Source organism: Bacillus sp. FMQ74 (genome assembly GCF_001875785.1).
Lineage (GTDB): Bacteria > Bacillota > Bacilli > Bacillales > Bacillaceae > Bacillus > Bacillus stercoris.
Genome location: NZ_MOEO01000007.1, coordinates 64,464 through 86,691 on the forward strand (window position 1 = coordinate 64,464; position 22,228 = coordinate 86,691).

General features: G+C 45.7%; 21 protein-coding genes. 18 read left to right on the forward strand and 3 right to left on the reverse strand.

Features of this window, described 5'->3' with window-relative positions:
- Window positions 1-3 precede the first annotated feature (3 nt).
- The 3 genes from BLL41_RS14225 (at window position 4) to BLL41_RS14235 (ending at window position 1,879) form a co-directional block, all read left to right on the forward strand.
- Window positions 4-756 carry an IclR family transcriptional regulator gene (locus BLL41_RS14225; RefSeq protein WP_071578361.1) on the forward strand — a complete coding sequence of 251 codons (753 nt, stop codon included), beginning with the start codon at window positions 4-6 and terminating at the stop codon, window positions 754-756.
- A gap of 63 nt (window positions 757-819) precedes the next feature.
- The gene (gene lipC, locus BLL41_RS14230) at window positions 820-1,461 is read left to right on the forward strand and encodes a spore germination lipase LipC (RefSeq protein ID WP_071578362.1); all 642 of its coding nucleotides are present in this window, start codon (window positions 820-822) and stop codon (window positions 1,459-1,461) included.
- 172 nt (window positions 1,462-1,633) lie between these two features.
- Window positions 1,634-1,879: a YczI family protein gene (locus BLL41_RS14235; protein WP_014662805.1), complete on the forward strand. Its 246-nt coding sequence runs from the start codon at window positions 1,634-1,636 to the stop codon at window positions 1,877-1,879.
- A 5-nt stretch (window positions 1,880-1,884) separates the two neighbouring features.
- On the opposite strand, the gene BLL41_RS14240 is transcribed toward BLL41_RS14235, so the two are convergent.
- Window positions 1,885-2,172, reverse strand: a complete 288-nt coding sequence (locus BLL41_RS14240; RefSeq protein ID WP_071578363.1) for an antibiotic biosynthesis monooxygenase family protein — start codon at window positions 2,170-2,172, stop codon at window positions 1,885-1,887.
- A 150-nt stretch (window positions 2,173-2,322) separates the two neighbouring features.
- On the opposite strand from BLL41_RS14240, the gene pbpC reads away from it, so the two are divergent.
- The 4 genes from pbpC (at window position 2,323) to BLL41_RS14260 (ending at window position 9,325) form a co-directional block, all read left to right on the forward strand.
- A complete protein-coding gene (pbpC, locus tag BLL41_RS14245; protein ID WP_071578364.1) occupies window positions 2,323-4,329 on the forward strand; it encodes a penicillin-binding protein 3 in 2,007 nt (668 codons plus the stop codon).
- Window positions 4,330-4,429: 100 nt separating this feature from the next.
- Window positions 4,430-5,332, forward strand: a complete 903-nt coding sequence (locus BLL41_RS14250) for an aldo/keto reductase (RefSeq protein WP_071578365.1) — start codon at window positions 4,430-4,432, stop codon at window positions 5,330-5,332.
- Between the two features lie 186 nt (window positions 5,333-5,518).
- A complete protein-coding gene (mtlR, locus tag BLL41_RS14255; RefSeq protein ID WP_071578366.1) occupies window positions 5,519-7,603 on the forward strand; it encodes a mannitol operon transcriptional activator MtlR in 2,085 nt (694 codons plus the stop codon).
- 210 nt (window positions 7,604-7,813) lie between these two features.
- Complete coding sequence (locus BLL41_RS14260; RefSeq protein WP_071578367.1) at window positions 7,814-9,325, forward strand: class I adenylate-forming enzyme family protein; 1,512 nt, start codon at window positions 7,814-7,816, stop codon at window positions 9,323-9,325.
- Window positions 9,326-9,342: 17 nt separating this feature from the next.
- Here the strand turns inward: BLL41_RS14260 and BLL41_RS14265 are convergent, their stop codons facing one another.
- Entirely contained in the window at window positions 9,343-9,939 is a 597-nt protein-coding gene (locus tag BLL41_RS14265; protein WP_071578368.1) for a class I SAM-dependent methyltransferase, read from the reverse strand.
- 150 nt (window positions 9,940-10,089) lie between these two features.
- Between BLL41_RS14265 and BLL41_RS14270 the strand changes: the two genes are divergently transcribed.
- From BLL41_RS14270 to amj, 5 genes are all read left to right on the forward strand, one after another.
- Window positions 10,090-10,950 (forward strand): SDR family oxidoreductase, encoded by an 861-nt coding sequence (locus BLL41_RS14270; RefSeq protein ID WP_071578369.1) that lies wholly within the window; start codon window positions 10,090-10,092, stop codon window positions 10,948-10,950.
- Window positions 10,951-10,965: 15 nt separating this feature from the next.
- Complete coding sequence (gene lyxE / locus BLL41_RS14275) at window positions 10,966-11,469, forward strand: D-lyxose ketol-isomerase (RefSeq protein ID WP_040084144.1); 504 nt, start codon at window positions 10,966-10,968, stop codon at window positions 11,467-11,469.
- Window positions 11,470-11,557: 88 nt separating this feature from the next.
- Window positions 11,558-12,109 carry a GNAT family N-acetyltransferase gene (locus BLL41_RS14280; protein WP_071578370.1) on the forward strand — a complete coding sequence of 184 codons (552 nt, stop codon included), beginning with the start codon at window positions 11,558-11,560 and terminating at the stop codon, window positions 12,107-12,109.
- 77 nt (window positions 12,110-12,186) lie between these two features.
- Complete coding sequence (locus tag BLL41_RS14285) at window positions 12,187-12,609, forward strand: pyridoxamine 5'-phosphate oxidase family protein (protein WP_071578371.1); 423 nt, start codon at window positions 12,187-12,189, stop codon at window positions 12,607-12,609.
- 504 nt (window positions 12,610-13,113) lie between these two features.
- Complete coding sequence (gene amj / locus BLL41_RS14290) at window positions 13,114-13,923, forward strand: lipid II flippase Amj (RefSeq protein ID WP_003234394.1); 810 nt, start codon at window positions 13,114-13,116, stop codon at window positions 13,921-13,923.
- A gap of 44 nt (window positions 13,924-13,967) precedes the next feature.
- Here amj and BLL41_RS14295 read toward each other — a convergent pair whose 3' ends face one another.
- Complete coding sequence (locus tag BLL41_RS14295) at window positions 13,968-14,258, reverse strand: DUF3817 domain-containing protein (protein ID WP_014475846.1); 291 nt, start codon at window positions 14,256-14,258, stop codon at window positions 13,968-13,970.
- Window positions 14,259-14,442: 184 nt separating this feature from the next.
- Here BLL41_RS14295 and lrpC point away from each other — a divergent pair, with 184 nt between their 5' ends.
- The 6 genes from lrpC (at window position 14,443) to BLL41_RS14325 (ending at window position 22,223) form a co-directional block, all read left to right on the forward strand.
- Window positions 14,443-14,877, forward strand: coding sequence for a transcriptional regulator LrpC (lrpC, locus tag BLL41_RS14300; protein ID WP_003246585.1), 435 nt, complete (start codon window positions 14,443-14,445; stop codon window positions 14,875-14,877).
- A 64-nt stretch (window positions 14,878-14,941) separates the two neighbouring features.
- Window positions 14,942-17,125: a DNA topoisomerase III gene (locus BLL41_RS14305; protein WP_071578372.1), complete on the forward strand. Its 2,184-nt coding sequence runs from the start codon at window positions 14,942-14,944 to the stop codon at window positions 17,123-17,125.
- Between the two features lie 202 nt (window positions 17,126-17,327).
- Window positions 17,328-18,416: a glycosyl hydrolase family 8 gene (locus BLL41_RS14310; protein ID WP_071578373.1), complete on the forward strand. Its 1,089-nt coding sequence runs from the start codon at window positions 17,328-17,330 to the stop codon at window positions 18,414-18,416.
- Window positions 18,397-19,248: a cyclic-di-GMP receptor EpsK gene (gene epsK / locus BLL41_RS14315; protein WP_071578374.1), complete on the forward strand. Its 852-nt coding sequence runs from the start codon at window positions 18,397-18,399 to the stop codon at window positions 19,246-19,248. The genes BLL41_RS14310 and epsK overlap by 20 nt, the downstream gene beginning before the upstream one ends.
- Window positions 19,249-19,258: 10 nt before the next feature.
- Window positions 19,259-20,968 (forward strand): DUF2334 domain-containing protein, encoded by a 1,710-nt coding sequence (locus BLL41_RS14320; RefSeq protein WP_083428039.1) that lies wholly within the window; start codon window positions 19,259-19,261, stop codon window positions 20,966-20,968.
- Complete coding sequence (locus tag BLL41_RS14325) at window positions 20,961-22,223, forward strand: glycosyltransferase family 2 protein (protein WP_071578376.1); 1,263 nt, start codon at window positions 20,961-20,963, stop codon at window positions 22,221-22,223. Before BLL41_RS14320 ends, BLL41_RS14325 begins: the two co-directional genes overlap by 8 nt.
- Window positions 22,224-22,228: the final 5 nt, after the last annotated feature.

Sequence of the window (22,228 nt, forward strand, 5' to 3'; positions counted from 1 at the left end):
ATGATGCAGAATAAAAATAAAACCGTAGTCAAATCTATGGCGCTGCTTAATTTGTTTTTGCATAAACCAAGTCTAACCTTAAGTGAACTGGTGTCGCTGACAGGAATGCCGAAGACCTCTGTTCACCGGATGGTCAGCTCTTTGGAGGAAATGGGGTTCCTCAGTCGGGATGCGTCCGGCGCTTATTTGCTGGGATTGGTGTTTTTGGAATTCGGACAGCTTGTCGCTGACAGGCTGGATATCAGAAAAATAGCGAAACCCGTGATGGAAGAGCTGTGCCGGGAAGTGGACGAGGCCGTGCAGTTGATCATGAGGGACGGCAATGAAGCGATATACGTTGAGAAAATAGAAGGGACACAGACTGTGCGGCTGTATACGGCGATCGGCAGGCGTTCCCCCCTGTATGCGGGAGCGTGCGCCAGAAGCATTCTGTCCTTTCTTCCCCGTGAAGAAATCGAAACATACATCAAACAAACCGAGCTCATTTCAATTGGCTCCGGAACGATTACCGATCCCGAAAAACTGCTTCAGGAGATTGATGCCTCTGTGCAAAATGGCTATACTGTCAGCTATTCAGAGCTCGAAAACTATACGGCGGCGATCGGCGCCCCGATTTTTAACCATAAGCGCCAGGTGGCAGCCGGCATTAGCATCGCAGGCTTTGAAGCGAGATTCACAGAAGACAGGCTGCCCTATTTAACAGAAAAGGTGAAGGACGCCGCTTTACAGATTTCAAGAAAAATAGGATATACATAAGTAGCCAATCTTTACTCTGCTGCGTACATTAACGTATCGACGTTCAGGAGTGGAGGAAAGAACATGGTGCTTCGATATACAGCTCTGGGCGATTCCTTAACGACAGGCAGAGGCTCCGGGCTGTTTTCACCCGGCTTCGTCCAGCGTTTTGGAGACATGATGTCAGCTGACTTGAAAACAAAAACGGCAATAGCCATATTTGCCAGATCAGGCCTGAATACAGAAGAGATTTTGGGACTCCTGTCATATTCCTATGTGCAAAAATGCATTCGATATGCTGATATGATAACGATCACAGGCTGCGGAAACGATCTCATCGATTCGGTCATAGCCTACCAAACCTCTAAGGATGAAACAATTTTCAGCCGTGTATCCGCCCATTGCCATGAGAATTTTGAAAAGATGATTGCCAAGATCGCCGAGATCAAAGGAAAAAACCCCTCCCCGTACGCTATCCGAGTGTTCAACTTATACAATCCGTTTCCCGGCATTGAAATCGCCGGCAAATGGATCACATCCTTCAATTCACATTTAGAAACACTAGCATCAGCACCCCATGTCAAAATCGCGGATGCCTACAGCATCTTCAAAGGCAAGGAGCAGGAATATCTGTCCTTTGACGGTGTCCATCCGAACAGCAAAGGCTATCAAGCGATGGCTGAAGCCGTTCACAAGTTACGCTATAAAGAATTGTCAGTTTCATAGAAAACGCGCCTAATGACAGGCGCGTTTTTTAAGTGTGATCGAAATATTAAAAGAAACTTAAAATTCCCTTCCTCCTGTTCTACATCCCAAAAAAGTGCGCTAGAATAATGGAGGGCGTAGGCAAATATAGCCATAGCGTTCAATATTTCGTATATAAGGAAGGATGGTCCTTTTGTTTCGCATTGTTAAAATGTCCTTTGCGGTTATCATTATTTTATTGGCGCTTATTGCTTTTAAATATACGGAACACACCTCTGTTATCCAATCGGTCATGCTCGTTTTTCTTGGCGCAGTCATGTTTATGCAGGGGCTTGAAGAACGCAAAAAAGAAAATGACGGCTCAGGCGCTTTTAATATTTATACCGCCGTTTTTGTATGGTCTGTCTCCCTTATCGGTTTTACACTTCATATTATATAAATCTATTACACATCCTGAAAATGCCCGACCGCCGGGAACGGGGTATAGAACCGATGAAGCAAGGCTTTCCACTCTTGATACTCAGAAGAACCGCGAAAGCCTTCCGTATGGTCCTCAAGTGTTTCCCACTCCACAAGAAGCAGATATTTATGCGTTTCCTCCATGCATTTTGATAACGAGTGAGCGATATAGCCCTTCATGCCGGAAATGATCAGCGCCGCTTGCCGGAACGCCGCCTCAAACTCTTGTTCAAGCCCTTCTTTAATGTGAAGCATTGCTGCCTCTCTGACCATGCTATCCCTTCTTCCTGTCTTTTCAAATAGTCTACAGCAAACGATAGGAGATTTCTGCAAAATCGGTGAACTTTTCCTTCATTTTCAAAAAAATCTTGCGCGCACCAATTCAATTAAGAGAAAATAACAAGTGGAAGGCAGGGGAAAGTCATGTTAAAAAAGTGTATTCTACTAGTATTTCTATGCGTCGGATTGGTTGGGTTGATCGGATGCTCCAAAACAGATTCACCAGAGGATCGCATGGAAGCATTCGTGAAACAGTGGAACGATCAGCAATTCGATGACATGTATCAAAGCCTGACTAAAGATGTCAAAAAAGAAATCTCAAAAAAAGATTTCGTCAACAGATATAAAACCATCTATGATCAGGCCGGCGTGAAACATTTGAAAGTCACTGCGGGAGAAGTAGATAAGGACGATAAAGACAACAAGACGATGAAACATATCCCGTATAAAGTCAGCATGAACACAAATGCGGGCAAAGTCAGCTTCAAAAATACTGCTGTGCTGAAATTAGAAAAAACAGATGACGAGGAGTCATGGAATATAGATTGGGACCCATCATTTATTTTCAAACAGCTGGCTGACGACAAAACCGTGCAAATTATGAGCATTGAACCGAAACGAGGCCAAATTTACGATAAAAATGGAAAAGGCTTAGCCATCAATACAGATGTTCCGGAAATCGGGATTGTTCCCGGAGAGCTTGGCGATAAAAAAGAGAAAGTCATAAAAGAGCTCGCGAAAAAACTTGATTTGACTGAAGACGACATCAAGAAAAAGCTGGATCAAGGCTGGGTAAAAGACGATTCATTTGTGCCGCTCAAAAAGGTCAAGCCTGACCAGGAGAAATTAGTTTCTGACGCGACGTCATTACAAGGCGTAACAAGAACGAATGTCAGCTCCCGCTACTATCCGTATGGCGAAAAGACAGCCCATTTGACAGGCTATGTCCGCGCCATTACAGCGGAAGAACTGAAGAAAAAGAAAGATGGAACGTACAGCGATACGTCAAACATCGGCATCGCCGGACTTGAAAATGTGTATGAAGACCAACTAAGAGGCACAACTGGCTGGAAAATCTACGTGCCGCAAACCGGAGAAGTCATCGCTGAAAAGAAAGCAAAGGACGGCGAGGATCTTCATCTTACAATTGATATTAAAACGCAAACGAAGCTGTATGATGAACTCAAGGATGACAGCGGGGCGGCAGTCGCGCTGCAGCCGAAGACAGGTGAAACACTTGCACTTGTCAGCGCGCCTTCCTACGATCCAAACGGGTTTATTTTCGGCTGGAGCGATAAGGAATGGAAAAAGCTAAACAAAGATAAAAACAATCCGTTTTCAGCGAAATTCAATAAGACATACGCACCGGGTTCCACTATTAAACCGATTGCGGCTGCTATCGGAATCAAAAACGGCACCCTTAAAGCCGATGAGAAGAAAACCATCAAAGGTAAGGAGTGGCAAAAAGATTCGAGCTGGGGCGGCTATTCAGTGACACGTGTGTCTGAGAGACTTCAGCAAGTCGATTTGGAAAACGCCCTTATTACATCAGACAATATTTATTTTGCCCAGAACGCGCTTGATATGGGAGCGGATACCTTTACAAAAGGCTTGAAGACATTCGGTTTTTCGGAGGACATTCCGTATGAATTCCCGATCCAGAAATCATCTATTGCAAATGACAAACTTGATTCAGACATTTTGCTTGCGGATACAGGATACGGACAAGGGCAAATGCAAATGTCTCCGCTTCACTTGGCAGCTGCTTACACGCCATTTGTTGACAATGGAGACCTTGTCAAACCGACGCTGATCAAAAAAGACTCGCAAACCGCTGATGTTTGGCACAAGCAAGTGGTCACCAAGGAAGGAGCGGCAGACATTACAAAAGGTCTGAAGGGCGTTGTCGAAGATGAGCGCGGATCAGCGTATCAGCCTGTCGTGAAAGGAATCACAGTGGCCGGAAAAACAGGAACAGCCGAGCTGAAAACATCCAAAGATGATAAAGACGGCACGGAAAACGGCTGGTTTGTCGGCTACGATTACAAAAACAAAGACCTGCTTGTCGCCATGATGATCCAAAATGTGCAGGACCGCGGCGGCAGCCACTATGTCGTTGAGAAAGCGAAAAAGCAATTTCAATCGAATTAAAATGTCTTTTTAAAAGGGGCGAAAGGAAAAAGGGGATCTGAGGCCGAATGAACTAGTAAGGGGCAAAACCCGGTTTATACAAGGAAAAGAGGGATTTTGCATGCAGCGTATTCAATTGGCGGAGGATCTTCAATTTTCAAGAGTCGTACACGGCCTTTGGCGGCTGAATGAATGGAACTATTCAGATGCTGAACTGCTGAGTCTCATTGAATGGTGTATCGATCACGGCATCACGACCTTTGATCATGCGGATATTTATGGGGGCTATACGTGCGAAAAGCTGTTTGGAAACGCTCTTGCCCTTTCGCCTGGATTAAGAGAAAACATAGAGCTGGTCACAAAATGCGGTATCGTTCTTGAATCGCCTGAACGGCCCGCTCACAGATCGCATCATTATAACACAAGCAAATCGCATATTTTGGCATCTGTCGAGCAATCTCTTATGAACCTTAGGACGGATTATATCGATGTGCTGTTGATTCACAGACCGGACCCGCTCATGGATCCGGAGGGGGTAGCAGAGGCGTTTCAAGCGCTGAAATGCTCTGGAAAGGTCAGGTACTTCGGTGTTTCGAACTTTAAAGATCACCAGTATCGGATGCTGGAATCGTATTTGCCTGAGAAGCTCGTGACCAACCAGATTGAGCTTTCCGCTTATGAATTAGAAAATGTGCTCGACGGCACTTTGAACCTCTGTCAGGAAAAACGGATGCCGCCGATGGCTTGGTCGCCTCTGGCAGGCGGCAAAGTTTTCACGGGTGACACGGAAAAAGACCAGCGTGTCCGCACGGCGCTTGAATCTGTTCAAGCAGAGATCGGCGCCGCTTCATTGGACGAGGTCATGTACGCATGGCTGTTCACGCATCCGGCCGACATCATGCCGATTGTCGGAAGCGGAAAGCGCGAGCGGATTTCCGCCGCGATAAATGCGATGTCATACAAGCTTGACCAAGATCAATGGTTTCGCATTTTTACAGCCGTACAGGGTTACGATATTCCATAAAAAGCATCAGCTTACCAGCTGATGCTTTTTCAATATTGTCACACCGCTTAGTGCCAAATTACCATTTATAAGTGATTGATTCTTTTGTGAAAGCGTTTTATATTAAAAGGAAACCTCTCTATATCCTCTACTGCATCTCCTTGCGACTTCATCCGCACATCAAGATTGTCTAGGAGGTCTTTTTTTATGTATATGACTGCCAGAGAACAAAAGCTGTTAAAGCACTTGTTATTACAAAATAGATATATAACCGTAACTGAGCTTGCTGAGCTGATGGAAGTCAGCACGAGAACCATTCACAGGGAGCTCAAATCAATTAAGCCGCTGATGGAAACCGTCGGGCTTACGCTTGATAAGCAGCCCGGCAAAGGGTTGAAAGCAGTGGGAAGTCCTGAAGATAAACAAAAGCTGCTCACCGATTTATCATATGAACAGCATGAATACAGCGCGGACGAACGGAAACTGCTCATTCTCTGTTCGTTATTAGAGTCTCAGGAGCCCGTCAAGCTGTACACGCTCGCTCATGATCTCCAGGTGACGAATGCCACGGTCAGCTATGACTTAGACGAGCTGGAGAAATGGATTTCTCCCTTCGGACTGACACTGATCCGTAAAAGAGGTTTTGGCATCCAGCTCATAGGGCCGGAGAATGCGAAACGGAAAATTGTCGGCAACTTGATTGTGAACCGCCTCGACATCCAAATGTTTTTGGAAGCGGTTGAGTTAAACATCAAAGGAAAAACTGATTCTTCAGAGAAAATGTTCGGTGTTGTCAGCAAAGGTGAGCTGCTAAAAATGGAGCGCATCTTATTTCAGCTGAAAGAAAAAATCGCGTTTTCATTGTCCGACAGCTCCTATATAGCACTCGTCGTCCATCTGACGTATGCGATCGAACGGATTAAGCTCGGGGAAACTATCACCATGGAGCAAAATGAGCTTGCGGAGCTGATGAATGCGAGAGAATACAGCTCGGCTCTTGAAATCGCGGGCGAGCTTGAACGTGCCTTCGGCGTGACGATACCGGAGGCAGAGGTCGGCTATATTACAATTCATCTTCGAAGCGCCAATCGAAAATACAAAACAGAATACAAAGCGCAGGAAATTGAGCTGGAAACAGCCCTGCAAACAAAGCGGCTCATTGCTTTTATTTCAGATAAAATCCGAATGGATCTCACGAAAAACTACTCTTTATATGAAGGCTTGATCGCCCATTTGGAGCCGGCCGTCAGCCGCATAAAAGAAAATATTGAGATATACAATCCGATGAAGGAACAGATTAAGCGAGATTATTTTCTGCTTTATATGGCGATTGAAGAAGGCGTCGAAAAATTTTTTCCGGGCATGTCCTTTTCTGATGATGAAATCGCTTTTATCGTTCTTCACTTTGGCTCGGCTCTTGAAATCAAAAAAGAAGAAGCAAAAGTGAAAGCGCTTGTCGTCTGCTCAAGCGGGATTGGCTCTTCGAAAATGCTTGCCTCCAGGCTGAAGAAAGAGCTGCCGGAAATTGGATCGTTTGATATGTCATCCCTGATCGAGCTAAAGGGGAAGGATGTTCAAACGTATGATATGATTGTATCCACTGTTCCGATTCCTTATGAAAACATAGATTACATCATGGTCAGTCCGCTATTAAATGAGGAAGACGCAAACCAGGTCAAGCAGTATATCAAGCGGAAAATTCCCCTTATTCTTAACAAAAAAAGAAGCCCCAAGGAAGAAACGCAGCAAGCTGATGCACCTGATATGCTGGAAGCGGCGGAAAGCATAGGTCGGTATATGGAGGTTATTCAAGATGTTTTGCGCCACTTTACACTAACTCAACTCAAAACAAACCCGGATCATAGCATGCCTCTATTAGAGCTTTTTCAGCAGCTGAAGAAGGATGGCTTGATCCGTGATCCGGAAAAAGCCGCGGTTTGCCTGGCTGAGCGGGAGAAACAAGGGGGATTGGGAATCCCCGGAACAAACATGGCGCTTTATCATCTCAAAAATGATGAAATTGTCCTGCCTTTTTTCAAAATGTTTGATCTCAGCACCTCCTATGAAGTGGATGGCATGGACGGAAATACCCTCAGGATGACACGCATCCTTGTCATGATGGCGCCTAGCTCATTATCTCCTGAAGGCTCGGAGATTTTAAGCGCGATCAGCTCGGCAATTATCGAGAGCGGAGAAAGCATGGCGGGGTTTCAGGAAGAAGGAGAACAAGAATTGTATCAGCGGTTAAACCGCATATTTTTCACTTGGATGAAAGAAAAAAACATACTGTAATGCTGCATGGCACACGTCAAAAAATTGGCGTGTGTTTTTCTGTGGATGGGGAACAAAATAAGAAAATGTGGGACTATTTTATCATTCCGTATTGGAATAATTCCAAAATGAAATAGTTTTACAAGTTATCTTTTTTGGGTTAAAATGGGTGAGTAAGGAAGAAAATCTAACAAATTATTGAAGATTCAAGAGAATATAGGAGATGACGATATGGAAACATTACAGCATCTGATTCTGCATGACATGCCGGATAGCGAAGAAATAGAGGCTGTAAAAAGCGGAGACCATACACTGACATATAAAGGTTACCGTAAACGGATTAATCAGCTGGCGAATGCCATGCTGCAAAAAGGAATTCAAAAAGGCGACCGTGTTGCATTGCTTTGCAAAAACGGCCATCCCGCATCAACTGTTATGTTCGCCGCGCTTGAAATAGGTGCTGTTGTCGTACCTGTCAGCTGGCAGCTGAAACCATATGAAATGACAGGCATTTTAAAAGCAAGTGAACCGAAAGCGATGTTTTACGGAGCGGAGTTTAAAGAGACGCTGGATGAAGTTCTTCCTGAATTGTCCTCACTGTGTTTAACAATGGAGACAGGAACAGCTTACGAAACATCTGCTGAATTTGAAGCACTGTTTGCCGGTCCTGATCAATTGCCGGAAACGGAAATGGTTTCCCCAGATGATACAGCACTTCTCATGTTTACGTCTGGCACAACGGGAAACCCGAAAAGATGCATGATCACACATGGCGGCATATACAGATATGTCAAAAAATCCAACAGCTCAGTAACACGCATGAAGGGCCTTCGTTTTCTCGCGTGCCATCCGATTTATCATACGAGTGCGCTCATTTGCATCATGCTTGGAACGTTTGCAGGAACAACCTTTGTGTTCACAAAGGATCAGGATCCTGTTCACATGCTGAAGGTCATTGAAGAGGAGAAAATTCAGACCGTGATGGCTCTTCCTGTGTTTTACACGTATTTGCTTGAAGCGTGGGAAACGCACCAAACTGACTTATCTTCGCTTGTTATTTTAATGACAGGCGGAACAAAAGTGCCGAGCAGCCTAATCCGCCGCTATCTTGATATCGGTATTCCGCTCGCGCATGGCTATGGAAGTACTGAGGCTTGGGGAATCAGTACATGGATGCCTGATATGGGAATGGATAAAGCGGCATCCGCAGGAAAACCTGTGGCAGGTGTTAAAGTCAAAGTGGAAGATCCTCTGACGGGAGAAGAACTCCCGCAAGGAGAAATCGGCGAAATCGTTGTTCATACTCCATTCTTATTTAAAGGCTATGAAGACAACCCTGAAGCAACAGCGAAAGTGCTGCAAAACGGATGGTTCAGAACCGGAGATTCAGGCTATGTGGATGAAGATGGCTTTATTTTCATCACTGGACGCTACAAGGATGTCATTATTTACGGAGGCGATAACGTCTATCCTGATCAGGTTGAAGAAGTTATCCAACAGATCCCGGGAATCCTTGAAACGGCGGTGGTCGGTATACCAGACCCGCTTTACGGTGAAAAACCGAAAGCTTTTATCGTGAAAAATGGCGGCCAGCGCATAACGGAAGAGGATGTCATCTCATTTTGTAAAGAGCGCCTGTCCGCTTACAAAATACCTGAAGTTGAATTCGTTAACGAACTGCCGAAAAACAACCTCGGCAAGGTGAAAAAAGACGTCCTGCGCAACCAGGCTGTACATTCATAAAAGAAGAAGCCCGCCACTTATGTGGCGGGCTTCTTTGCAGTCGCACAAACGGAAAGCTCAGGCTTAATGTTCCTAAAGTGTATATCAATGTCCTCGAAGCCGGCTGCTTTGAAGTCGGCAATTATCTGTTTTCCAAATGATTTGGTTTTCTCAGGACTGGCATCCGCTTCCCGCGGCTGCATCGTAATGGCTGCTTTGCCGCCGGGCTTTAGTGCCCGATAAATCTGTTTCATGCCTTTTGTTTGGTCATTCCAAATGGTGTAGTTGTTAACGGAAATCACTTTATCATAAAACGAGGCGGAAAGAGGAAATGTCTCGACGCTTCCTTCTATCAGGCGCACACCCTCTGATTTCACTCTGCGGGCGGCCAGCTTCAGCATGGCTTCTGACACATCAATCCCATGAAGGTGAACATCCTTTTCGCGTTTCAATATCTGCTGCATGCAGTATCCGGGGCCAAACCCGACTTCTAAAATGCTATCCCCGCGCATGATCTCAAGCTGATTGATTGTCCATTGATTCAGTGTCTGATTTTCAGCAGCCATGATGTACCCGGCAATCATGCCGATGACGCCTTTAGGTCTGCTGAATTTTTTTGAAAGCATGTTAATCATTCAGTAACCCCCTTTTCAAGTTATTTCCTCCCAGCGTTCCATGTGAAACATTTTTCTGATAAAGCAATGCGAAGGTGCCAATCCATGTTTATCCAAAGAGCGTGTGAGGTACACAACAAATAGACAAGAAACCAAAGGAGGAGAATCATCATGGCTCATTATCCAAAAGAACTGCCGGCACAAACCCAAAATCGCCAGCCGGGAATTGAAAGCGAAATGAATCCAAGTCCTGTGTATGAGTATGAGACTTATAAAGGAGCGGACAAATTAAAAGGAAAGGTTGCGCTCATTACAGGCGGCGACAGCGGGATCGGACGCGCGGTTTCCGTCGCTTACGCAAAGGAAGGCGCTGATATCGCCATTGTATATAAGGATGAGCATGGAGACGCCGAAGAGACGCAGAAACGCGTTGAACAAGAAGGTGTAAAATGCCTGCTGATTGCCGGTGACGTCGGTGAAGAGGAATTCTGCAATGAAGCGGTTGAAAAAACGGTCAAGGAACTAGGCGGCCTTGACATCCTTGTCAACAATGCAGGTGAACAGCATCCTAAGGAAAGCATCAAAGATATTACAAGCGAACAGCTTCACCGCACATTCAAAACCAACTTTTATTCTCAATTTTATTTGACTAAAAAAGCAATTGATTACCTGAAACCGGGCAGCGCCATCATTAATACGACATCCATCAACCCGTACGTAGGGAACCCGACACTGATTGATTATACAGCGACAAAAGGGGCGATCAATGCCTTTACAAGAACAATGGCGCAGGCGCTTGTCAAAGACGGCATCCGTGTGAATGCAGTTGCGCCGGGACCAATCTGGACGCCATTAATCCCAGCTACGTTCCCTGAAGATACAGTGGCCCAATTTGGGCAAGATACGCCGATGGGCCGTCCTGGACAACCTGTTGAGCACGTCGGCTGTTATGTGCTGCTGGCATCAGATGAGTCCTCTTACATGACAGGCCAGACCCTGCATGTCAACGGCGGAAATTTTGTGACGACATAAGAGGGAGTGAGACATATGGGCATCACGAAAGAAGAAGTGAACAGCTACTATCAAAAAGCAGGGATTGTATTAACGGACGAGGAAGTAGACCAAATCCAGCTGATGGATTACGGCTTAGGAAAAGAAAGAAAAGTCGGGCTCCAGCTCTTCGTCTACGTCAATACTGACCGTTATTGCTCAAAGGAATTGGTGCTGTTTCCGGGACAGACTTGCCCGGAACACCGCCATCCGCCGGTCGACGGCCAGGAAGGCAAGCAGGAGACCTTCCGCTGCCGCTACGGAAAAGTGTATCTTTACGTAGAAGGAGAAAAAACGCAGCTGCCAAAGGTTCTCCCTCCTCAGGAAGACAGAGAACACTATACGGTCTGGCACGAAATTGAGCTAGAACCGGGCGGGCAATATACGATTCCCCCGAATACAAAGCATTGGTTTCAAGCCGGGGAAGAGGGAGCCGTCGTGACGGAAATGTCGTCTACGAGCACTGATAAACATGATATCTTTACCGATCCAAGGATATAAGGATGAGGCTTAAACAGCCCATCCTTTTTTGTATTGAAAAAAACGGAATCATCGCTATAATGGGTAAAAAAGGAAAGAGGGCGAGGCAATGTTCACTTGCAAGGTAAATGAGCACATCACCATCCGATTATTGGAGCCGAAGGATGCGGAGCGGCTGGCCGAACTCATTATCCAAAATCAGGTTAGGCTTAGCAAGTGGCTATTTTTTGCGGAAAATCCAAGCAGCGCTGAAACGTACAGAGAAACGATCATTCCAGATTGGCGGCGCCAGTATGCCGACCTGAACGGCATTGAGGCGGGGCTCCTTTATAACGGCAGCCTATGCGGCATGATCAGCCTGCATAACCTTGATCAAGTGAATCGAAAAGCGGAAATCGGATACTGGATTGCCAAAGAATTTGAAGGGAAAGGTATTATTACAGCTGCCTGCCAAAAACTCATTACGTATGCTTTTGAAGAGCTTGAGCTGAATCGTGTGGCGATCTGTGCGGCTGTCGGAAACGAAAAAAGCAGAGCGGTTCCGGAGCGGCTCGGCTTTTTAGAGGAAGGAAAGGCACGGGACGGCTTATTCGTAAACGGCAGGCATCATGACCTTATCTATTACAGCTTGCTAAAGCATGAATGGAAAGGATCAAAATAAAGAGCACACTTTCTTGTTTAAATCTTCCCCTGATGTGGAAAAGTAACAGCGGAGACGTTAAAAAGGAGTGATTCGAGATGAATCAGCAAGACGTTAAACAAAAAGTGCTTGATGTTCTAGATCACCATAAAGTAGGTTCGCTCGCAACAGTTCAAAAGGGCAAACCGCATTCCCGCTACATGACTTTTTTCCATGACGGGCTGACGATTTACACACCGACAAGCAAGGAAACTCATAAAGCTGAAGAAATTGAGAACAACCCCAATGTCCACATTTTATTAGGCTATGATTGTGAAGGCTTTGGCGACGCTTATGTCGAAGTTGCCGGAAAAGCCAAAATCAACAATTCGGCAGAACTCAAGGACAAAATATGGAGTTCCAAATTAGAGCGCTGGTTTGACGGCAAGGATGATCCGAATCTGGTGATTCTTGAAATTGAACCGGAGGATATCAGATTAATGAATGCCGGGGAGAAAACACCGGTCTCACTCGAACTATAAAAAATTTGTGTTTTCAGGGGCGATATGTTATTATGAATAGCTAGTAAGAAAAATAAGCAAATAAAAAAGAAAGTAAACTTCTTTTTTCTGTTTTGAGAGAGAAGCTTACCGCTTCCCAAGCAGCATAACCAGCTGCCCTTATTCTTTTCCTTCATAACAAATCGCCCCTAACGATGAGATGGAAAAAAGACTTTTTTGTTTTACAATTCACACCGGCGCGGCTTCGGAGCCGCAGTGACGATTGAGAGGTAGGGCTTTCGTTGTCTTGTGTTCAAGAAATTTCCATGGTGTTTACTTTCCAGAATGATTCTTCGGAACAATGCTTTATGAATCTAACCCGCCTGACTTGGCGGATTATATAATCTTTATTTGCGTATAGAAAAGAATAAGACAAACCGCCCGGCGTACGCCGGCGGTTTTTTTATTGCGAAAAACACATCGTACTGAAACCTAATTGCCTTCTTTCCAGTCTTATCTCTAGGATGAAATTGGAGGAAGAATAACGTGCATGTTATTACAACACAAGTACTTTTTATTTTTTGTTTTTTATTGCTGATTCACTCGATAGAAACCTTAGCCTATGCCACAAGGCTTTCCGGGGCTCGCGTTGGATTTATTGCGTCCGCGCTTTCCCTGTTTAACGTCATGGTCATTGTGTCCAGAATGTCGAACATGGTGCAGCAGCCCTTTACCGGGCATTTAATTGATGATGCGGGAAAAAACGCACTGGCGATTGTAGGGGAGCAGTTCCGCTTTTTAATTTTCGGATCGACAGTCGGCACCATCCTGGGCATCATCCTGCTCCCGTCTTTTGTCGCCCTGTTTTCACGGGCGATTATTCACTTGGCGGGCGGCGGCGGCTCCGTTTTTCAAGTATTCCGAAAGGGATTCTCGAAACAAGGATTCAAAAATGCCCTTTCCTATTTGCGTCTGCCGTCTATTTCATATGTAAAAGGATTTCATATGCGCTTGATTCCGAAGCGTTTGTTTGTCATCAACATGCTGATTACATCCATTTATACGATCGGCGTGCTTTCGGCTTTGTACGCAGGCCTGCTGGCGCCGGAGCGCAGTACGACAGCCGTCATGGCATCGGGTTTGATCAACGGAATTGCGACGATGCTGCTGGCCATTTTTGTTGACCCTAAGGTATCCGTTCTTGCAGATGATGTAGCAAAAGGAAAACGAAGCTATATCTATTTAAAATGGACCTCTGTCACAATGGTCACATCAAGGGTGGCGGGCACACTCCTCGCCCAGCTCATGTTTATTCCGGGGGCCTACTATATCGCCTGGCTGACAAAGTGGTTTTAATAAGAAAGGCTGGATCATGGAGATCCAGCCTTTTTTGCATTTCCTTATTTATATTTCCTTAATCCGCGGTCGTACAAAAAATTTCCGAATGGGACGAAAGCGGCGATGAAGCCGGCGGCTGACCATTTCAGCGGCCATTTGACAGAGAAGGTTGCATAAGCCAAGACAAGCAAATACAAAATGAACAACCCGCCGTGAACCGAACCGACAATTGTCACCGCAAGCGGAAGCCCTGCCCAATATTTAAGCGGCATAGCGATGAACAGCAGGATTAAGAGTGACATTCCTTCAATAAAACCCATCGTGCGAAGTCTTCCGATCGGCGTGTGCAGCATAAATCGCCCTCCTTGTGGACACGTTTTCATTTTATACTATAAACAATCCGGAGGGGCATATGACAGCTTTCAAAAAATGTTCGGAAAACATTCATTTTTACATGCCTTTTCCAGGGAACTGTACTTGTCATTTACAAAAATACCCGAGATAATGTGTACAAAATCATAAAAGAAGGATGTTGAAATGAAACTTGACCAGATTGATCTGAATATCATTGAGGAGCTGAAGAAGGACAGCCGTTTGTCGATGAGGGAATTAGGAAGAAAAATTAAGCTGTCGCCTCCATCTGTGACAGAACGGGTAAGACAGCTTGAATCATTTGGCATCATCAAGCAATACACGCTGGAGGTCGATCAGAAAAAACTGGGCCTTCCCGTTTCCTGCATTGTGGAAGCAACCGTCAAAAACGCGGATTACGAGCGGTTCAAAAGCTATATTCAAACATTGCCGAATATTGAATTTTGCTACCGAATTGCTGGTGCAGCCTGCTATATGCTGAAAATCAATGCCGAAAGCCTCGAAGCGGTAGAAGATTTCATTAACAAAACATCGCCCTACGCGCAAACCGTCACTCACGTCATTTTCTCAGAAATTGACACGAAAAACGGGCGCGGTTAGAGAGTGCCTCGCGAAGTCTGGTATAATAACAGGATGAGCGTGAAAGAAAGAGAAGTGATCAAGCATGTCAAAAACAGTTGTATTAGCTGAAAAACCTTCGGTCGGCCGGGATTTAGCCCGGGTGCTGAAGTGCCATAAAAAAGGAAACGGTTATCTCGAAGGTGATCAATATATTGTGACCTGGGCTTTAGGCCATTTGGTGACACTTGCTGATCCGGAAGGCTACGGAAAAGAATTTCAATCATGGCGTCTGGAGGATCTTCCGATTATCCCAGAACCATTAAAGCTTGTGGTCATTAAAAAAACCGGAAAGCAGTTCAATGCAGTCAAATCCCAGCTTACCCGTAAAGACGTCAATCAGATTGTCATCGCGACTGACGCAGGCCGGGAAGGTGAGCTTGTTGCGCGCTGGATCATTGAGAAAGCGAATGTCCGCAAACCAATAAAGCGGCTGTGGATTTCATCTGTGACGGATAAAGCGATCAAGGAAGGTTTTCAAAAGCTGCGCAGCGGCAAAGAATATGAAAACCTGTACCATTCTGCCGTCGCCAGAGCGGAAGCGGATTGGATTGTGGGGATTAATGCGACCCGTGCGCTGACAACAAAATTCAATGCCCAGCTCTCATGCGGGCGTGTACAGACCCCGACGCTTGCCATGATTGCAAAGCGCGAAGCAGACATTCAAGCGTTTACGCCAGTTCCGTATTACGGCATCCGTGCTGCAGTCGACGGCATGACGCTGACGTGGCAGGATAAGAAATCAAAGCAGACGAGAACGTTCAATCAAGACGTAACAAGCCGTTTGCTAAAAGACCTTCAAGGAAAGCAAGCGGTCATAGCTGAGCTGAAAAAAACAGCGAAAAAAAGCTTTGCGCCTGCGCTTTATGATTTAACGGAGCTGCAGCGTGACGCCCACAAGCGGTTCGGTTTTTCTGCTAAAGAAACGCTTTCGGTGCTGCAGAAGCTGTATGAGCAGCATAAGCTCGTCACATATCCGCGGACGGACTCTAGATTTTTATCCAGTGACATCGTCCCGACGTTAAAAGACCGTCTGGAAGGCATGGAAGTAAAACCGTATGCCCAATATGTCAGCCAAATTAAAAAACGCGGCATTAAATCCCATAAAGGATATGTCAATGACGCGAAGGTGTCAGACCACCACGCGATTATCCCGACCGAAGAGCCGCTCGTTCTCAGCAGTCTGAGTGATAAGGAACGAAAGCTGTATGACCTGATTGCGAAACGTTTCCTTGCAGTATTAATGCCTGCCTTCGAATATGAGGAAACAAAGGTCATCGCAGAAATCGGCGGAGAAACCTTTACGGCAAAAGGCAAAACCGTACAGTCGCAAGGATGGAAAGCTGTTTATGATATGGCGGATGAGGATGATGAGCAGGACGATGACAGAGATCAGACACTTCCTGCGCTTCAAAAAGGCGACACACTTGCCGTCCGCACGTTAACGGAAACAAGCGGCCAAACGAAGCCGCCCGCCCGCTTTAACGAAGGGACCCTGCTGTCAGCGATGGAAAACCCAAGCGCGTTTATGCAGGGAGAAGAAAAAGGCCTCGTCAAAACGCTTGGAGAAACAGGCGGCCTCGGCACGGTGGCAACGCGTGCCGACATCATTGAAAAACTGTTCAACAGCTTTTTAATCGAGAAAAAAGGCCAGGATATCTTTATCACTTCTAAAGGAAAACAGCTCCTGCAGCTTGTTCCGGAGGATCTGAAATCACCGGCCTTAACAGCAGAATGGGAGCAAAAGCTGTCTGCGATCGCCGCAGGCAAATTGAAATCGGCTGTCTTTATTAAAGACATGAAGGCTTACGCACACCAAACCGTAAAAGAAATCAAAAACAGCAGCCAAACCTTCCGACACGACAACATCACGGGAACGGCATGTCCAGAATGCGGCAAAATGATGCTGAAAGTAAACGGCAAACGCGGGACGATGCTCGTGTGCCAAGACCGTGAATGTGGAAGCAGAAAAACGATTGCCCGAAAAACAAACGCGCGCTGCCCGAACTGCCATAAAAGAATGGAGCTTCGCGGCCAAGGTGAGGGCCAGACCTTTGCGTGTGTGTGCGGTCACCGTGAGAAGCTCTCTGTATTTGAAAAACGAAAAAATAAAGACAAAGCGCGTGCTTCCAAAAGGGACGTATCCTCTTATTTGAAAAAACAAAATAAAGATGAGCCGATTAACAACGCGCTGGCAGAACAGCTGAAAAAACTCGGATTGGATAAATAATAAAAAACCTGTGCCTATCGCACAGGTTTTTTATATTGGACTTAGGTCCTGTTTTTTTAATGTTCAAAAAGGGAAAAAAAAGCTAGCAATCTGCATTTTTTTCTTTTATAGTAAATGTACTTTGTAACATGGCAGTCATATTTTCGTCTATAACTATTTGTGAGCGTCTGATTCGCTTCAGGCGACAAAGGGGGATTTGCCTGTGAGGCATGTACTAATTGCTGTCATCTTATTCTTCTTATCTATCGGACTTTCAGCAGGGTGTGCTGAAGCTGGAAACAAGACCCAAAATCAATCAGCGGCAGAAGTGAACACCAGTCCGCTCCAGCCAGCGGAATATTTCATCTATCATAATCTAATGAATGATCAAGGCCTGATCAAAACCGACTTTTCAGACCAGCCTTCGTATTTATCGGAATCTCTCGGCCTGTGGATGGAGTTTCTGCTCAGCAAAAATGACGCACCTCATTTCCAAGACCAATATCGGCATCTGACTGATTCATTTCTGATGAGCAATCACTTGGTGACATGGAAGATTCAAAATGGACAAGCGAGTGGGACGAATGCGCTGATAGATGATATGAGAATTATGCTGTCTCTTGACCAAGCCGCCACAAAATGGAGCCGCAGCGACTACGCGCAAACGGCTAAGGATATCGGCATGGCTTTGAAGACATACAATATGAACAACGGGTTATTTACAGACTTTTACGACTCACAGGCCGCTTCAAAGGATGTGACGCTTTCATACGTCATGCCTGATGCCTTAGCTGTCTTAAAGAAGAATGGAATCATAGACGAAGAAACAGAACAGCGGAATGCAAATGTTCTCTATTCAGCTCCTTTAAAAAATGGCTTTCTGCCGATGACATACAGCTCGGAGACAAAGGAATACACATATGACAGTGAAATCAACCTGATTGATCAGCTTTACACTGCTTGGCATTTGCCGGAAGGGGATGAAAAAGCATCTGTTTTAGCGGACTGGATCAAGCAGGAATTTCAGAAAAACGGAAAGCTGTACGGGCGGTATTCGGGAGATACGAAGGAGCCTGCCGTCCAATATGAATCGCCATCCGTATATGCATTAGCCGTATTGTTTTTGACAAAACAGCATGAAAGCAGCTCTGTCATCAAAGCCATATATGACAGAATGAATGACTATGAAATTCATGATCCGGTGAAATCGTATTATGGAGGCTATATGAGCGGCACTCAGACGCATTCATTTGACAACCTGCTGCCGCTGTTAGCCGAAAGGAAGCTTTTTAATGAAAATATCATTCAGTGAATCACAAAAATTATTTGCATATTTTTCAGGGCTCATCGCGGCCCTGTCTCTGTTTATTTATTATGTGTCAGCCCAGCAATCGGAAGGCGCCCTGATCCTTTGCATCACGTTTGTCGTCATCGCCGCAGGCATCTGGTTCGGCCCGATTTACGCGCTGGCGGTGACCTTAATCGTACTTTTTGTTCTCGGCACCTTAATGATGTTTTTCCAGACTGGACAGGCATCGCTCTTTCCAGCTGAGGAAGGGCTGCGAATGCTTGTCGTGTGGGGAATCGCGCTTTTGCTGTTTTCTTTTGTTTCCGGAAGAATCCACGATATCACAACAGAGCTTCGGCGCTCAATTACACGGCTTCAATCCGAAATCAAAAGCTTTGTTGCTGTTGACAGAGTGACCGGGTTTGATAACAAGCAAAGGATGAAGCTGGAGCTTTCAGAAGAAATCAAGCGGGCGGAGCGCTATGGCAATTCTTTTGTGTTTTTGCTGCTCCATATGCATTATTTCAAAGAGTTTAAGTCTTTGTACGGTGAAAAAGAAACGGACCGCCTCTTCCAATATGTCGGCCAGCAAATCAGGACGAGCGTTCGGGAAACGGATAAGAAATTCCGCCCCTCCGACGAGCGTATCGGAATCGTCCTGACGCACACGCCTGCTGAACATATGCCTGCCGTCCTGACCAAGCTGAAAAAACAATTAGACACGTATCAGCTGGAAAATGGAAAGTATGTGTCGCTCACATTCCACGTCTGTTACTTGCCTTACCGCAACGATATCAAAACAGCTGATCAATTTTTAGAAGAACTTGAAAACGAGATGATGATGAATGAACTATAAAGCTATCACGCTGCTCTGCGTCACAATGCTTCTGCTTTCAGCGATTGCGTCTTTTCCCGTTTCTGCGCAAGCGAAGGAGCAGGATGCCGGCATTCTCATCATCTATTCAACCTTGGACGGCAAAGAGTCGTCTCAAGTCAAAATGCTCGATTTGCTTGCGGGACACTTTACATCCCATGTGACAGTCAAAAAAGATTCAGATGTTGAAGCGTCGGATTTCAAAGGAAAAGACCATGTGATGTATTACGGCCAAACGAAAAGAAAGCTCAGCAAAAAATTGCTGTCTCTTATCAGCGGCGTAAAAAAACCGGTTGTCGCCATTGGCTATAACGCAGGCCAAATCAGCCAATTTTCTGGGCTTTCATTAGCCCGCAAAGAAAATGTGTTTCAGGTTCACAGCAGGTCGGAAAAGGCTGATGTGTCTCTGGAAAGCGGGCTTAATGTGCTGAGCGTATCAGGCCTGAAAGGAACGGCGCTTTACACCTTCAAAGCCGACGACGGCAAAACGCATTCTTTTATATGGAAAACAAAAAAAGGGAATGTGTACATTGGTTTAACGAATTTGTTAAATGACAATTTGATCGTGGCGAAACAGCTCAGAGAAGCCTTCGGAGAGAAGGCGGGGACGACGTTATTGTATTTGCGTCTCGAGGATATCAGCCCGATGTCTGATGAAAAATTGCTGCTTCAAGCCGGTACATATCTGCATAACCGGCATATTCCTTTTATCCTAGCGGTCATTCCGGTTTACTTGAATCCGGAAACAGGCGACAAAGTGTATTTGTCTGATAAACCGAAGATGGTCAAGGTGCTGAAAAAGCTGCAAAGCATGGGCGGCAGCATCATTGTTCACGGCTATACCCACGCTTATCGTTACAGTGAGACAGGGGAGGGCTTTGAATTTTGGGATGCAAAGGCGGATCAGCCGATTACATCCGGAAATGCCGAAGACACCCCGGCTATTTTGGAGAAGGCACAGGACTTCCCGAACGAACAAGCCTACTTCAGCTATCTCGAACCATTTCGGGAAAAGGAAGAAACGTATACGAAGCAAAAACTGACGCGGGCCATTGAGGATTTGACATCATCGGGTCTTTACCCGCTGGCGTTTGAAGCGCCGCATTACACGATGTCCGAATACGGCTATCAAATCGCCTCACAGTATTTCACAAGCATTTTCGGCCAGGTTCAGCTCAGCGACACAACGTGGAAAACATCCGGTGCACCTCCGTTCGTGACCGCTCCTTCGCTGCTGCACGGAATGACGCTTTATCCGGAGACGATCGGCTTTGTTGATACATCAAAGCAAAACCCGCTCGGTGAGATGGAGGAGCATATCTCTCAGATGATTGATTTTGAAGGCGGAGTAGCCGGAGGGTTTTATCACCCGTATCTCGGGATGAAATATCTGCCGGAGCTGGTTGATCAGATGGAACGCATTCCAGACAGTGAATGGCTTGATTTAAAGAAAACGCAACAAACCGTCAAAACAGACAAAGTGGAAATTCATACAAGCGGTGATGGAACGATTCAGGTGAAAAACGGCGTAAGCGCCATTGACGAGTTTTTCGATCATCATCGGCAAACCCCTCTGGAAAAGGCATTATGGATTCTCTCCGCTGTCGTGCTCTTATTTGTCATCATGTTTGTCAGTTATACGTTTTACTTGAGAGCCACATTGAAAAAACGAATTTTTAAGGAGAGAAGAAGCCTTGGGTAATACGCTGTTCTTTATCTCGCTAAGTTTAATATGGGTGATGCTTCTCTACCACATGTTCCTCATGCAGGGCGGGTTCCGCCACTATATGACCTTCGAACGGAATATCCCGAAGTGGAGAGAAAACATGAAGGAGCTGCCAAAGGTCAGCGTCCTCATTCCGGCGCATAACGAAGAGGTTGTGATTCGGCAGACGCTGAAGGCGATGGTCAACCTTTATTATCCAAAGGACCGGCTGGAGATTATCGTCGTGAATGACAATTCGTCAGACCGGACGGGTGATATCGTCAATGAATTTTCCGAGAAATACGATTTCATCAAAATGGTGATTACGAAGCCGCCAAATGCAGGAAAAGGAAAATCCTCTGCACTTAACTCCGGTTTCGCCGAATCGAATGGCGATGTGATCTGTGTGTATGACGCCGACAACACGCCTGAGAAAATGGCCGTGTATTATCTCGTGCTCGGCCTGATGAATGACGAAAAGGCAGGCGCCGTGGTAGGGAAATTCCGCGTCATCAATGCAGCAAAGACGCTGCTGACGAGGTTTATTAATATCGAAACGATCTGTTTTCAGTGGATGGCCCAGGGAGGCAGATGGAAGTGGTTCAAAATCGCCACGATCCCAGGCACCAACTTCGCGATCCGCAGAAGCATTATCGAAAAGCTCGGAGGCTGGGATGACAAAGCGCTCGCTGAGGATACTGAGCTGACCATCCGGGTGTATAATCTCGGCTATCACATCCGCTTTTTCCCTGCCGCCATTACATGGGAGCAGGAGCCGGAAACATGGAAGGTATGGTGGCGCCAGCGCACCCGATGGGCGCGCGGCAATCAATATGTCGTGCTCAAATTTTTGGCGCAGTTTTTCAAGCTGAAACGAAAACGGATTATCTTTGATTTGTTTTATTTTTTCTTTACGTACTTCCTGTTTTTCTTTGGCGTGATCATGTCGAATACGATTTTTATAGTGAATTTGTTTTATGATTTGCATTTATCGGTTGGATTTTTGGCAATGATTCTCTGGATTTTGGCATTTTTCTTATTTATGACAGAGGTCATGATTACGTTGAGCATTGAAAAAACAGAAATGAACAGGCAAAACTTTTTTATCGTATTTCTCATGTACTTTACATACTCGCAGGCATGGATTGTGCTTGTTATCTACTCTTTATTCGTAGAAATCAAGCACCGTTTATTCAAGCAGGAGGTCAAATGGTACAAGACAGAACGATACAATCAACATAAAAGCGGGTGACCTTT

What these genes read in the sequence shown, in the direction of transcription:
- BLL41_RS14240 (WP_071578363.1), bottom strand. Translation starts at nt 2,172, where the DNA reads ATGGTCAGAGAGGCAGCAATGCTTCACATTAAAGAAGGGCTTGAACAA.
- BLL41_RS14265 (WP_071578368.1), bottom strand. Translation starts at nt 9,939, where the DNA reads ATGATTAACATGCTTTCAAAAAAATTCAGCAGACCTAAAGGCGTCATC.
- BLL41_RS14260 (WP_071578367.1), top strand. Translation starts at nt 7,814, where the DNA reads ATGGAAACATTACAGCATCTGATTCTGCATGACATGCCGGATAGCGAA.
- epsK (WP_071578374.1), top strand. Translation starts at nt 18,397, where the DNA reads ATGAAAATATCATTCAGTGAATCACAAAAATTATTTGCATATTTTTCA.
- BLL41_RS14280 (WP_071578370.1), top strand. Translation starts at nt 11,558, where the DNA reads ATGTTCACTTGCAAGGTAAATGAGCACATCACCATCCGATTATTGGAG.
- BLL41_RS14225 (WP_071578361.1), top strand. Translation starts at nt 4, where the DNA reads ATGCAGAATAAAAATAAAACCGTAGTCAAATCTATGGCGCTGCTTAAT.
- BLL41_RS14285 (WP_071578371.1), top strand. Translation starts at nt 12,187, where the DNA reads ATGAATCAGCAAGACGTTAAACAAAAAGTGCTTGATGTTCTAGATCAC.
- BLL41_RS14305 (WP_071578372.1), top strand. Translation starts at nt 14,942, where the DNA reads ATGTCAAAAACAGTTGTATTAGCTGAAAAACCTTCGGTCGGCCGGGAT.
- lipC (WP_071578362.1), top strand. Translation starts at nt 820, where the DNA reads ATGGTGCTTCGATATACAGCTCTGGGCGATTCCTTAACGACAGGCAGA.
- lrpC (WP_003246585.1), top strand. Translation starts at nt 14,443, where the DNA reads ATGAAACTTGACCAGATTGATCTGAATATCATTGAGGAGCTGAAGAAG.
- BLL41_RS14270 (WP_071578369.1), top strand. Translation starts at nt 10,090, where the DNA reads ATGGCTCATTATCCAAAAGAACTGCCGGCACAAACCCAAAATCGCCAG.
- mtlR (WP_071578366.1), top strand. Translation starts at nt 5,519, where the DNA reads ATGTATATGACTGCCAGAGAACAAAAGCTGTTAAAGCACTTGTTATTA.
- lyxE (WP_040084144.1), top strand. Translation starts at nt 10,966, where the DNA reads ATGGGCATCACGAAAGAAGAAGTGAACAGCTACTATCAAAAAGCAGGG.
- BLL41_RS14250 (WP_071578365.1), top strand. Translation starts at nt 4,430, where the DNA reads ATGCAGCGTATTCAATTGGCGGAGGATCTTCAATTTTCAAGAGTCGTA.
- BLL41_RS14295 (WP_014475846.1), bottom strand. Translation starts at nt 14,258, where the DNA reads ATGCTGCACACGCCGATCGGAAGACTTCGCACGATGGGTTTTATTGAA.
- pbpC (WP_071578364.1), top strand. Translation starts at nt 2,323, where the DNA reads ATGTTAAAAAAGTGTATTCTACTAGTATTTCTATGCGTCGGATTGGTT.